A 10,917-nucleotide genomic window follows, 5' to 3' on the forward strand; every position below is an offset into this window, starting at 1 on the left:
GCCAACACCCCGAGGCGTCCAGCGAGACGCCTGAAAGACCACATGATCGACCTTCTGACTGCTCGCTCCCGCGGGCGGTACGTCTTCGACTTGGAGACGAACGGCCTCCTGGCCGGCGTGACCCGTGTACACTGCGCGGTTCTCTACGACATCGACACCGACGAAATCCTGGACTTCCGGCCTCACGAGATCGGCAAGTTCCTGGAGATTTATCAGCGGGCAACCCTGCTGATCGGCCACAACATCATCGGCTACGACATCCCGGTCCTGGCCAAGCTCTACGGCGTTCGGCACTCGCCGGACTGCGAGATCATCGACACCTTGCCGCTTGCTCGGCTGGTCTACAGCGACATCAAGCAGACCGACTTCCCGCTGGCGAAAGCCTGGAAGGCCTACAAGGCCAAGGTCGACGCCTGGGACCAGAAGCGCGAGCGTTCGCGGCTGGATCACGAGGCCGACATCGCGGACGTGGACTTCACCGAGGAGCCGCCCGAGTGGCGCGATCCGGGACCCTATCCGTACACCGCGAGCGCCCCGCTGGAGTTCCCCGGCCAGTTCGTCGGGTCGCACTCGCTGGAAGCCTGGGGCTACCGCCTCGGGGCCGAACGCAAGGGCGACTACTCGAAGGAGATGAAGGCCCAGGGGCTCGATCCCTGGGAGTCCTGGAACGAGGCGATGCACGCCTACATGATCCAGGACAGTCGCGTGAACGTGACGCTCTACCGCCACCTGATGGAGGAGGGCGTCGAGCCCCTCGCGGTGGCCCTGGAGATGGCCTGCCAGGCCCTTGTGTGCCGCATGGAGCGGAACGGCTGGCCCCTGGACGTCCGCAAGGCCCAGGAGCTGTACGCCCGGCTCTCGCAGCGCCGGCACGAGCTGGAGGTCGCCCTCCGGGAGGCCTTCCCGCCGTGGCAGGTCCAGCTCGAAGACTTCATTCCGAAGCGCAACAACAAGGCCAAAGGCTACATCGCCGGGGTCCCTGTCGAGCGCTGGGAGACCCGCGAGTTCAATCCGGCTTCACGCGATCACATCGCGGACCGGCTGACCGCAAAGTACGGCTGGGAGCCGACCGAGTTCACCGATGGCGGTTCGCCAAAGGTCGACGACGACATCCTCCAGTCTCTTCCGTTCCCCGAAGCAAAGCTCCTGGCCGAATACTTCCTGATCCAGAAACGGGTCGGGCAGCTCGGCGAGGGGAACAATGCTTGGCTCAAACTCGTCACGAAGAAAGGGCGAATCCATGGTCGTTACAACAGCAACGGCGCTCTCACGGGCCGCGCGACTCACAGCAGCCCCAACATCGCCCAGGTCCCGAGTGTGGGTGCGGAATATGGATGGGACTGTCGAGTTCTGTTCCATGTCCCGATCGGCTGGAAGCAACTCGGCGCTGACCAAAGCGGCCTAGAGCTTCGCTGCCTCGGCAGCTTCCTCGCCGTCTTTGACGGTGGCGCTTACATCAAGACCGTCCTCTTCGGTGACATTCACTGGGAGAACGCGAAGGCTCTGTTTGGTCTCGACCCTGACCTTTTGAGGGACGAGAAGAACCACCCGGAGCACAAGAAGTACCGGGACGTCGCCAAGACGTTCATCTACGCCTTCCTCTATGGCGCCGGGCCTGAAAAGCTCGGCTCGATCCCCGGTGTCACCGCCGAGGAACGCAAGCTCTGGAGGAGCGACCCCAAGCACCTGAAGGCCCTCCGGGCCATCCAGGACCGCTTCCGCCGCCGCCGGCAGCCCGTGCCCAACGGCACGCAGCTCTGCCACATCTACAAGGGCGAGCAGCTCACCGAACGGTTCCTGAAGTCCTTCCCGGCGCTCAAGCGCTTGCTGAAGGTCGTCAAGGACGCCGCGAAGAAGGGCTGGCTCAAGGGACTCGACGGCCGAAAGCTGCCGATCCGCAGCGAACATGCCGCCCTCAACACCCTCCTTCAGTCCGCCGGTGCCGTCATCTGCAAGAGCTGGATCACCATGGCCGAGAAGGCCCTGGTCGAAGCCGGCTTCAAGCTGAGCGAGGGCCTCGGAGAGGACTGGGACCGAGACGCTGACGTCGTGTTCCTTGGATGGATTCACGACGAGTTGCAGGTCGCCGTCCGCGAGGGCCTAGAGGAGAAGGTCTCTGCAATCCTTATCGAAACTGGCCGTCAGGCGGGCGCTCCGTTCGCTTCCTGGAAGTGCCCCACGGACGTCGAGGTCAAACCCGGCGCCAACTGGGCCGAGTGCCACTGACGATCACCCCGAGTTGCTCCCCGTCCTCCGAAGGGCCTGGGAGCAGCCCTTTCTAACCCGTTCCGACTTCGCCCGCAGTCACGCGGATCAAGTCGCCATCGCTGCTTGCCTCGGTCTCCTGACCGTTCGGCACGACCAGCACCTTTGGGGCCGCGCCTGGCGAATAACCGCCCGCGGCCTTGCCCTCCTGGACATCCAGGAAACCCCCATGGAGCTATTGCCATGAAGTTCTTCCGTGCCCTGAATATCTTCGCCACCGTTCGTGACCTCCGCGCAGCCAATGCGTCCCTGTCGGCGAACCTGAGCGACGCTCGTAGCTCCAACTATCTGCTGCGCGTGCAGCGCGACTGCGCGATCGACGCGGGCCACGCTACGGCCGTGATGGCCGATACGGCCCTGGAGGCCTTGGAGATCGCCGACCGTGTCGTCGATGCCCACATGGACGAGCGCGAGGAGCTGAAGGCCCGCATCGTCATCCTGGAGTCCGAGGCCCGCGTGCAGGCCAGCGAGACCCTTGAGGTCGTCTCGTACGTCAAGAGCGTCGAGGCAGCCCTGAAGGCTGTCGGCATCTCGATCACGGACGCCCCGAGCGGTCCCCAGGTCGTGGCCGAAGAAGCCGCTTTCCTCGCCGCCGTCCGCGGCAGCCGCTCGATCCTGAACGGCCAGCGGCTCCTCCAGGCCGCCTGATGCGCTGCCCCCGGTTCCGCAAGGTCCGGGCGTTCATCAAGGACCTGCTGACGACGAAGGACGGTGTCACCTACGCACCGTCCCGCGTCTACTGGATGCTCGGGTCCGTCGCCCAGATCATCCTGTCCGTCTGGCACACCGCCGTCCTGGGTAAGGACTTCTCCTCAACCGACTTCGGGACGGGGATGGGGCTCATTCTCACTGCCGGAGGCGTTGGCGTCTGGATCACCCGCCGGACCGAACCCGACCACGAGGACTGAGATCATCTCAGTGCTTTCTGATCCAGTCTCCGAGTGCCCATCCGATGGAAGCGATCGGGATAATCATCATCCCGGCGATATAGTTCAGCAGAGAATAGAACTTGGTCGTGTCCGCCGTCGCAAGCTCCAAGAGCTTTGCGCGTTCTGCCGGCGAGAGCCCCGGCGTCTTGAGGATGGCCATAACAGCCTCCGAAGGCGCCGGAGAGTTCATGTAGCGAGTAGCTAGGGCCGAGACCACGGCGCCCAGCACCGCGCAAGAGATGGGCACCACGCCCATTAGAACAATTCGCTCTCTCTTGCTGGCTTCCATCTCGGTTCCCCTTGTTTGCCCGAACATAGGAGGCAAATCGTGCCTTTCGCAATCACCACCAAGCTGCTCGGCTACCTGTCGGGCGGGCTCGGCGCGGCTGCGCTCGCCGCATCGGCGTTCGCCGGCCTTCAGACCCACCGGCTCCACGGGGCGCAGGGGGACATCGCCACGCTCGGCCAGTCCCTCAAGGACGAGAAGGGCCGCGCCGACCTCGCCACCACGACCGCCAACCAGCGCGGCGAGGACCTGAAGGCCCGCGACGCGATCATCCGGCAGCAGTCGGAGTCCCTCGACGGCCTCAAGGCCCGATCGGACGCTGACCGGCAGACCTACGTCTCCGGCATCCTGGCGGCCGACACTGGCGCCAAGACCCACGAGGCCCGTGCGACCGAGCTGGTCCGCGTGCCCGTGAAGGTCCCCGACGACCGCTGCGAGGCGGCGAGGGCGCTGATCGAACAGGAGATGCTCAGTGTTCGCTGACATCCCTGAGGGCTGGGGAGGCACCCGCCACCACGAGGGCCTCGGCGGCATCCTGCGCCGCTGGGTCCTCCGGGGCCTGATCCTGTTCGCACCCGTGCCCCTGGCGGCCTGCGGGGTCACCCCGGAACGCCCGCAGCTCAACGCCGCCCCGCCGGCCCCCGTGGTCGCCAAGGTGGCCCTGCCGGTCCCCTGCGCGGTCGAGCAGGTCCCCATGCCTGCCTATCCCGGCGACCTGATCCGCAAGGGTGACGATGTGTACACGCTGGCCCGCCTCGCGATGGCCGACCGCCGTGTCCGCATCGCCGAGCGCGATCGTCTCCGGGCCGCCAACAACAATCCATGTCCCGAGGTGACCCCATGAACCAGACACAGGTAAAGTACGCCCGCACCCGAGCCCAGCGTATCTTCGAGAGCCGCAAGCAGGCGCTCGCAGTCAAGCACACCACCCCCGCCATCCGCCTGAGCACCGAGGCCAAGCTGGCCGCCTTGAAGGCGGGAGCGTTCCGCATCGACGCGACCCACGACGAACGCCGCTACGGCTGGTCCCATTGCGTCATCTTCACGGCCGAGCGCGGCGAGGAGATCGACAAAGCCGCGTTAGAGGCTGAAACCGCCGAGCTGACGGAGACCTACCGCAAGCACGAAGACGAGCTGGTCCTGGGCGACAACGAGGCAGCCCTAGCGCTCCTCCGGGCCTTCGAGGCTGCCGATGCTGCTTAACAACCAGCGCGGCCCCAAGGTCACCTACGAGGTCCGCTACCAGGGCGGTCGGAAGACCTTCGATCGCCTGGAGGGCAACGACCCCGACGTCTTCGCCCGAGCCTTCGCGGCCCAGCAGCGTGCCAAGGACAAGGGGTGGGCCGAGATCGCCCGCGTCTCCACCGAGATTATCGAGCGGAAACGCTGATGAGCGCCACCCGCATCCGCTTCCCCACGATGTGGGCAAATGGGGCAGGGGGCGAGGCGTGCGGCATCGCCGACTTCAAGCTCGGCAAGGGACCCTGCGGCCTGACCGTCTCGCGCCTCGACTACGAGGTCGCGGACGGGTGCCTGCACATCCTCCAGCAGCACGCGGACGGGCCGCCTAAGCGGTTCGTCTATCCCCTCACCACCATCACCGGCCGGATCGAGGCCGACCTCCCATGATCCAACTCATCGCCGCAATCGCGGTGCTCTTCGGCGGCGTGAACCCCACGCCTGCCGTGATCCCGCAGCCCCCGCGCTGCACCTCACGCCCCCGCTAGGACCCTATGACTACCCAGCTCCTCATCGACGCGGACTTTGTCCTGTACCGCGACTGTTGCGTCGTTCGCCGCGATCACGTCTGGACGAACCTCGCCGGCCAGAAGGTACACACCCAGTCCGCCAGCCACGACGAGGCGCTGGAGAAGTTCACCCAGTCCGTGGAGAGCTACGTCACGAAGCTCCACGCCGACGAGGCCATCCTGGTCTTTTCCGGCGACGCCAACTTCCGCAAGGACGTCTGGCCGCAGTACAAGTCGGGCCGCGCCTCCCTGAAGCCTCCGGCTTACTGGGCAGTCATCGACAGCCTGCGCGAGGCCGGCAAGTACCGGGTCGTCTCCGAGCCGTGCCTGGAGGGTGACGATTACATCGGCATCCTGGCAACCAGGCCCTCTGGTGTCCGCCGGGTCATCGTGTCCGAGGACAAGGACATGCAGACGCTGCCGGAGACCGAAATCTGGCGGCAGGACAAGCTCGTCGAGACCACCGAGGAAAGCGCCGACCACTTCTGGCGCCTCCAGACCCTCATGGGCGACACGACGGACGGCTACCACGGCTGCCCCGGCCTGGGGCCTGTCAGTGCCGCCAAGGTCCTGGAGAAGCCTGGAGACCCCTGGGAGAACATCCTGGAGGCCTACCGCAAGGGCTGCGCCAAGAAGCCCGAGGCGCTCACCAAGGCCGGCGTGGAGACCCCCGATGACCTCGCCCTCCTCAACGCGCGGCTCGCCCGCATCCTCCGCCACACCGACTGGGATGGTGCCGCTCGCCGGCCGATCCTCTGGAGCCCCGAAGAATGATGTTCTCTTTCCTCCGCCGCGAGGCGAAGCCGCCCCGTGTCCGCGGGTTCTGTGCGGACTGCCGGTACCGTTCGGCCCAGTCCGGGCAGGAGGAGTGCCGCCGGCCTACGTCGAAGCGCCGTGATCCGGTCTCGGGCCAGCCTTCGGACATCGTGGGCCGGTCCTGTCATGTGGAACGCGCGGACGAGGCCCTAATCGCCTGCGGCCCCTACGGGCGCTTCTACCAGCGGTGGGACTGGTGACCGTCCTCGCTGACCACCTGGACGCTCAAGCCCAAGTGCTCCGCAACATGGCGGCCAACGTGATGCTCACCGGACAGCCGGTCGATGTGCCGTGGCCTTTCGCTGACGGCGGTAACCGCACGCTCCACCAACTGACATCCCTGGACCTGCTCGCCGACGCCGAGGCCTTTGAGGCCGACGCAGTCAAGCTCCGCACGCTCTACCATTGAGGTTTCCCATGCCTGAACTGAACACGACCAATTCCGTCGAGGTCTTCGACGAGGACAGCTACGACTCCCTGACCGTGGTGGACATGGGCGACGGCATCCTGGCGCTCAACCAGATGGGTGAGGACGGCCAGTCCCACGACGTCATCCTCGGGCCCTCCCAGTCCCGGAAGCTGGCGGACCTGCTCAAGCGGGTGCTGGCCTGATGATCGACCACGGCTTCCGCTATGAACAGCGCTCACTGAGCCGCCACGGCAATCCCTCCGGCCCTCCCGAGGGCCCCCGTGGTCTCGTGCAGCCCGGCATCCTGATCGCCCTCACGTCCCCCGCCATGCTCTCGGGCAAGTCGGAGGTCGCGAAGGTCCTGATGGGCCGCGGCTTCGAGCCGTTGAAGTTCGCCGGCACCCTGAAGGCCATGACCCGCACGTTCCTGGAACACGGCCTGGGCATCGTCGACCCCTACTTGATGGAACGCATGGTCGAGGGTGACCTGAAGCAGGCACCGATCGAGGGTCTGGGCGAAATCACCACGCGGCACCTGATGCAGACGCTCGGGACCGAATGGCGCCTAACCGTCCGGGAGGACCTCTGGTCCCGCATGATCCAGGTTAAGGCCGCAGCCATGCTCGCTAAGGGCATCTCGGTCGTGATCGACGACATGCGGTTTCCGGTGGAGCTGGAGGCCATACAGGCGATCGGCGGCCATGCGATCCGCGTCGTCCGCCCTGGCGTTGCTCCGGTCAACGGGCACTCCAGCGAGGGCCTGCTCGACGCCTGCGAGATGCCGACGATCCTGAACGACTCCACGCTGGAGGTTCTCCGCGCCCGCACCCTGGGCGTGCTCGATAGCCTCCGGGCCCCGGCAGTGCCCACGCGGCACTAATGGCGGCCTGGGGGACCCCGCAGGAGGTCGAGAGGCGCCGCCGCATTCGTGTGGCCGTCTGGGCGTATGCCTACGAGGTCCTCGACGTCTCCCTGGTGTCCGACGAGGTCTTTGATCGCGAGTGCAAGCTCGTCGACCCGAAGGTCTCGACGGGCAACCGGCGCCTCGACGCCTTCTTCCGCAAACACTTCGCCGACTACACCGGCCAGTGGGTCCACAAGCACCCGGACCTTCCTCGGCTGGCTCAACTAACCCGTGCCGTCATAGACGGCTTCAAACCGAAAGCATCACCATGAAGAACTTCAACCGGGGCCTCTTGGTCCTGATCGCTGCCGCTTGCCTCGTTGCCGCCGCCGGTCCGCTGCTGGCCCTCGGCCTCCTGGTGGGCGCGGCTTCCGGCCTCTTCGCGTTCGCCGTCTCGGCCTGGGCGCTCGTGCTGCTGATCGAGGATCGGTGCAAGTTCGGCCGCACCGGCTACAGCTACTGGGACGCGCACGACGATGCGTTCGACGATGTCTCGGCCGCGACGCGGAACGCCGTCACGAAGGTTGCCCGCAACCTGAGCCCCTCGGCCCTCAAGGCCCGCTTCAAGGCCGCGCTGCCGATCCTCACCGGCCGGGCCAAGCTCGTCGTCGCTCTGGGCATCCTTCCGTTCGCGATCGTCTACTGGACGATCCTCGACGGCGCCCGCTCGGTCCGCCGTGACCTTCAGGGCCTGGGCAGCGACATCGCCACCGTCTGGAAGACCGGCCGCCTCTAACCCGTGTACACCCCCTGGTTCCTTCGTGGAGCTGGGGGGTATTTTTTCACCTGTCGGGGTCTTCGGGAGCATCGCCGGGGAAGCGCCAAGCCCAATCGCTCGGACGCTGCTTCGTCTCCTTCTTGTCTGCCAAGCGCTTCCAGCCCTTCTCGGCGTTCCAGGCCCACACAGCGCCGAGCGCCAGAAGGCCTACAGTTACCCACCCCCACCAAGGCATCGCGCTCTCCTGAGTCTCCCAGGGCCGTTTGGGGCCATCCAGGACCGCAGGCAAGAGATAGGGGCCGGAAGGCAACCCCTCCGACCCCTCTCTGTCGCCTGTCGATCCGCGCGGCGCCTAGCAGGCGTCCAGCATCCTCGCGAGATCGTCCCTGCTCAGCGTGACCGACTGGGGCGCCCCGTCGAGCGTCTGGAACAGGACGAACATGCCGTCCCCCATGTTCTCTGCATGTCCGTCGTCCAGGGCCACACGAAGGCTAAGACCCACTGCTTCCACGCTATCCTTGTCCACGTTCACCCGTTACTCCCACGCGCCGAGTCACCATCTGTTCCTGATACGTTCTTGTACCTCAATCGAAGGAAGTAGGAAAACTCCTACGACCTGGAATTTCGTAAGACATTGAGAACGCTAGAAAGAAAGTGCCGACATCCACACGACAATGGCCCGTTTCTCCGGTCGGGCCGTTAGCCGGGGGGTGGAAACCTGCTGAACAGACAGGTCGACGGTTTTTAAGCGCAAGCGCTCTGGACATGGCGCGTCGCCCCCGGCTACTCGAAAGCCGAAGTCGCCACGCGCCGCCAAGCGTCGGGCCAGGGGAGGGCAAGCCTCCTCAGCAGCGCCCGCGCCAACGGGCCGCCTGCCTATGTTCAGTCCGGGTTTCCACACCCACGGACGCACATGCCACAGACCGATTCGGGGCGCTAGGGGCTTGAAATCCCTAGCGTACGATCGGCTGTGACCTGTGGCCCGCACGACTCAGTTCCCCACCAGTCCCGCCTGGGCCCGCTGCTCTTCGGAGAGCCACAGGCCGCGCTCCCTCAGCTCCGCGAGGCAGGCTTCCTGGTCCGCTCCGCGCTGGTGGATGCACCGCAGGACGAGCTGCCAGTCCTTGAGGCGCTCCGGGGGCACGAGGGGGCTCATGCGGCCTGCTCCAGCGTGCCCTCGCAGGCATCGTCGGGGCACCGCAGGGTCCGGCCCTCCAGGTGCTTTGCAGTCACCCGCGCGGTCCAGTCGCACATCGAGCAGCAGACCTTGAGGTAGCGGGTCGTCTGGGTCTTCTTGCCGCCGGCCAGGAGCATCCCCGCGTTCAAGCCGGCACCAGGGAAGGGCCCGAGGGCCTCGACGATCGGCAGGGCCCAGGAGCGCCAGCCCTCGCCGGCTACCGTGGCAGTCGCTTTGCCCTCCAAGCCCAGGCGCTTCATCACGCGGCGGAAGGTTGGCCCGTGGCCCTCCTCGGTCCCGAGGGCGGCATGAATTAGCTCATGGGTCAGGACGTCGGCCACGCGGGCCGGATCGGCCTGGAGGCCCGGCACGATGAACACTTCGCTGACGCCGTCGTCGCTCGCCGAGGCGTTCCAGCACTCGCCGATGACCTTGGAGCGGGCGCCCTTGGACGGGAAGCCGACCGAGACGCGGACCAGCTTGGGCAGCTCGGCCTCCGCCGCAGCGAAGACCGGGCGGGCGGCCTCAACGAAGGCCTTGAGCCAGCCCTCACGGGTCGCCTGGGCCCCGCGGGTCTCCATGATGGACATAAGGTCCGGCTTGGCCTCGACGGGCGCCGCGGGAGCCTTGGCCTTGCCGGTGGCGGCCATGAAGGCCTTGCGGTCGACCAGACGGACCTCGACGACCTCCAGGTTCGCGGTGCTCGTGCGCTGGAGGTTCTCCCAGGCCCGCGAAACAGACGTGCTGAAGGTCGCCCAGGCGCCGGTCTCGATGTTCGCTATGGCGACCGTGAAGTCGTCGCGGGTGCTCGTGCGGCTCACGGTGGCGCCCTGCGAGGTCTTTCCGAGGTAGTAGTGCGGCATGGCTCAGCGGGCCTCCCGGATGGTGCTGACGATGGCGAGGACGGAGGTCAGGGCGACCCCTGCGAAGACGAGAGCGGTGTTCACGCGGACACCTGAAGGCCGGCGTCCATGGCGCCCCCGAGCAGCGTATCCACCAGCCGGGGCTCGCAGGCGAACCCTTGGCCCATCCATGCCCAGCTAGGCACCTCGACGGCCTCGTCGACCCAGTCGCGGGCTGCCGGCGTGAGGAGGTTGATAAGGGCCAGCGTGCCGCACTTGGTGACGATGAGGTCCGGCGAGGGGGCGGGGAGGCTGTCGAAGAGAGCTGCAAGGTTCATGGTCGTTTCCACTTGAGAGACGGTCTGGGATTGCAGACCTTTAGGGCAAATGAAGGGAGGGGCTCAGCGGCCCCGGTGCTCGGGGAGGAGGATGTCGCCGGCCTCCAGCAGCTCGACGAGCCGGGCGGTCCACTTGCGGGCCTCCTCGGGCTTGCCGCACTCGGTGTAGGCCTGAGCCTTGGCGAGCGCCTGGGCGATGCCTTTGCGGTCCATCAGCGTACCTCCAGGCCGAAGGCTGCTAGGGCACGCTCGGCTGCCTCCAGGGGGTCGGGGGTGCGCCAAAACCCACCCTGATGCGTGATCGTGTGGTCCTTCTCGATCCAGCCGTAGACTTCCGGGACGCTGGTCCCCTGGATGAGGAAGCGGAAGGCGCCGAGGCTGCCCAGGGCTACCTCGCCAGACCGATCGGTGTACTTCGTGACCTCCAGAGTGTGCTTGTGGGCCATGTTGCGGTTCCTTGGATTGTGCCCGTGGGCGGCGCCCCG

21 protein-coding genes are annotated in these 10,917 nt (G+C 66.5%); 14 read left to right on the forward strand and 7 right to left on the reverse strand.

Annotation, left to right across the window (positions count from 1 at the left end; all coding sequences use genetic code 11):
- Positions 1 to 42 precede the first annotated feature (42 nt).
- The 3 genes from EO081_RS03895 to EO081_RS03905 all read left to right on the forward strand — a co-directional run bounded on the left by EO081_RS03895 (position 43) and on the right by EO081_RS03905 (position 3,173).
- Positions 43 to 2,226, forward strand: a complete 2,184-nt coding sequence (locus EO081_RS03895) for a DNA polymerase (RefSeq protein WP_129340590.1) — start codon at positions 43 to 45, stop codon at positions 2,224 to 2,226.
- 222 nt (positions 2,227 to 2,448) lie between these two features.
- On the forward strand, positions 2,449 to 2,913 hold the full coding sequence (locus EO081_RS03900; protein ID WP_129340591.1) for a hypothetical protein: 465 nt from the start codon (positions 2,449 to 2,451) through the stop codon (positions 2,911 to 2,913).
- A complete protein-coding gene (locus EO081_RS03905; RefSeq protein WP_129340592.1) occupies positions 2,913 to 3,173 on the forward strand; it encodes an amino acid ABC transporter substrate-binding protein in 261 nt (86 codons plus the stop codon). Before EO081_RS03900 ends, EO081_RS03905 begins: the two co-directional genes overlap by 1 nt.
- Positions 3,174 to 3,180: 7 nt before the next feature.
- Here EO081_RS03905 and EO081_RS03910 read toward each other — a convergent pair whose 3' ends face one another.
- On the reverse strand, positions 3,181 to 3,483 hold the full coding sequence (locus EO081_RS03910) for a hypothetical protein (protein ID WP_129340593.1): 303 nt from the start codon (positions 3,481 to 3,483) through the stop codon (positions 3,181 to 3,183).
- 39 nt (positions 3,484 to 3,522) lie between these two features.
- Here EO081_RS03910 and EO081_RS03915 point away from each other — a divergent pair, with 39 nt between their 5' ends.
- The 11 genes from EO081_RS03915 to EO081_RS03965 all read left to right on the forward strand — a co-directional run bounded on the left by EO081_RS03915 (position 3,523) and on the right by EO081_RS03965 (position 8,093).
- Positions 3,523 to 3,963 carry a hypothetical protein gene (locus EO081_RS03915; protein WP_129340594.1) on the forward strand — a complete coding sequence of 147 codons (441 nt, stop codon included), beginning with the start codon at positions 3,523 to 3,525 and terminating at the stop codon, positions 3,961 to 3,963.
- Entirely contained in the window at positions 3,953 to 4,324 is a 372-nt protein-coding gene (locus EO081_RS03920) for a hypothetical protein (protein ID WP_129340595.1), read from the forward strand. The genes EO081_RS03915 and EO081_RS03920 overlap by 11 nt, the downstream gene beginning before the upstream one ends.
- Positions 4,321 to 4,683 carry a hypothetical protein gene (locus tag EO081_RS03925; protein ID WP_129340596.1) on the forward strand — a complete coding sequence of 121 codons (363 nt, stop codon included), beginning with the start codon at positions 4,321 to 4,323 and terminating at the stop codon, positions 4,681 to 4,683. Before EO081_RS03920 ends, EO081_RS03925 begins: the two co-directional genes overlap by 4 nt.
- Positions 4,673 to 4,870 carry a hypothetical protein gene (locus EO081_RS03930; protein ID WP_129340597.1) on the forward strand — a complete coding sequence of 66 codons (198 nt, stop codon included), beginning with the start codon at positions 4,673 to 4,675 and terminating at the stop codon, positions 4,868 to 4,870. Before EO081_RS03925 ends, EO081_RS03930 begins: the two co-directional genes overlap by 11 nt.
- A complete protein-coding gene (locus EO081_RS03935; protein WP_129340598.1) occupies positions 4,870 to 5,109 on the forward strand; it encodes a hypothetical protein in 240 nt (79 codons plus the stop codon). The genes EO081_RS03930 and EO081_RS03935 overlap by 1 nt, the downstream gene beginning before the upstream one ends.
- A 104-nt stretch (positions 5,110 to 5,213) precedes the next feature.
- Positions 5,214 to 6,002 (forward strand): exonuclease, encoded by a 789-nt coding sequence (locus EO081_RS03940; protein WP_129340599.1) that lies wholly within the window; start codon positions 5,214 to 5,216, stop codon positions 6,000 to 6,002.
- Between the two features lie 238 nt (positions 6,003 to 6,240).
- Complete coding sequence (locus EO081_RS03945) at positions 6,241 to 6,453, forward strand: hypothetical protein (protein WP_129340600.1); 213 nt, start codon at positions 6,241 to 6,243, stop codon at positions 6,451 to 6,453.
- An 8-nt stretch (positions 6,454 to 6,461) separates the two neighbouring features.
- Positions 6,462 to 6,656, forward strand: a complete 195-nt coding sequence (locus tag EO081_RS03950; RefSeq protein ID WP_129340601.1) for a hypothetical protein — start codon at positions 6,462 to 6,464, stop codon at positions 6,654 to 6,656.
- Positions 6,656 to 7,333: a deoxynucleotide monophosphate kinase family protein gene (locus EO081_RS03955; RefSeq protein WP_206364345.1), complete on the forward strand. Its 678-nt coding sequence runs from the start codon at positions 6,656 to 6,658 to the stop codon at positions 7,331 to 7,333. Before EO081_RS03950 ends, EO081_RS03955 begins: the two co-directional genes overlap by 1 nt.
- Positions 7,333 to 7,629 (forward strand): DNA ligase LigA-related protein, encoded by a 297-nt coding sequence (locus tag EO081_RS03960; RefSeq protein ID WP_129340602.1) that lies wholly within the window; start codon positions 7,333 to 7,335, stop codon positions 7,627 to 7,629. Before EO081_RS03955 ends, EO081_RS03960 begins: the two co-directional genes overlap by 1 nt.
- Positions 7,626 to 8,093 carry a hypothetical protein gene (locus EO081_RS03965; protein WP_129340603.1) on the forward strand — a complete coding sequence of 156 codons (468 nt, stop codon included), beginning with the start codon at positions 7,626 to 7,628 and terminating at the stop codon, positions 8,091 to 8,093. Before EO081_RS03960 ends, EO081_RS03965 begins: the two co-directional genes overlap by 4 nt.
- Before the next feature lie 334 nt (positions 8,094 to 8,427).
- Here EO081_RS03965 and EO081_RS16940 read toward each other — a convergent pair whose 3' ends face one another.
- The 6 genes from EO081_RS16940 to EO081_RS03980 form a co-directional block, all read right to left on the reverse strand.
- Positions 8,428 to 8,577 (reverse strand): hypothetical protein, encoded by a 150-nt coding sequence (locus tag EO081_RS16940; RefSeq protein ID WP_206364346.1) that lies wholly within the window; start codon positions 8,575 to 8,577, stop codon positions 8,428 to 8,430.
- A gap of 489 nt (positions 8,578 to 9,066) precedes the next feature.
- Positions 9,067 to 9,231, reverse strand: coding sequence for a hypothetical protein (locus tag EO081_RS16765; protein WP_165284490.1), 165 nt, complete (start codon positions 9,229 to 9,231; stop codon positions 9,067 to 9,069).
- Complete coding sequence (locus EO081_RS03970; protein WP_129340604.1) at positions 9,228 to 10,115, reverse strand: SprT-like domain-containing protein; 888 nt, start codon at positions 10,113 to 10,115, stop codon at positions 9,228 to 9,230. The genes EO081_RS16765 and EO081_RS03970 overlap by 4 nt, the downstream gene beginning before the upstream one ends.
- Positions 10,116 to 10,195: 80 nt before the next feature.
- Positions 10,196 to 10,432, reverse strand: a complete 237-nt coding sequence (locus tag EO081_RS03975) for a hypothetical protein (protein ID WP_129340605.1) — start codon at positions 10,430 to 10,432, stop codon at positions 10,196 to 10,198.
- 63 nt (positions 10,433 to 10,495) lie between these two features.
- Positions 10,496 to 10,645 carry a hypothetical protein gene (locus EO081_RS16770; RefSeq protein ID WP_165284492.1) on the reverse strand — a complete coding sequence of 50 codons (150 nt, stop codon included), beginning with the start codon at positions 10,643 to 10,645 and terminating at the stop codon, positions 10,496 to 10,498.
- The gene (locus EO081_RS03980; protein WP_129340606.1) at positions 10,645 to 10,878 is read right to left on the reverse strand and encodes a hypothetical protein; all 234 of its coding nucleotides are present in this window, start codon (positions 10,876 to 10,878) and stop codon (positions 10,645 to 10,647) included. The genes EO081_RS16770 and EO081_RS03980 overlap by 1 nt, the downstream gene beginning before the upstream one ends.
- Between the last annotated feature and the right edge of the window lie 39 nt (positions 10,879 to 10,917).

Source organism: Sphingomonas desiccabilis (assembly GCF_004135605.1).
GTDB classification, from domain to species: Bacteria; Pseudomonadota; Alphaproteobacteria; order Sphingomonadales; family Sphingomonadaceae; genus Sphingomonas; species Sphingomonas desiccabilis.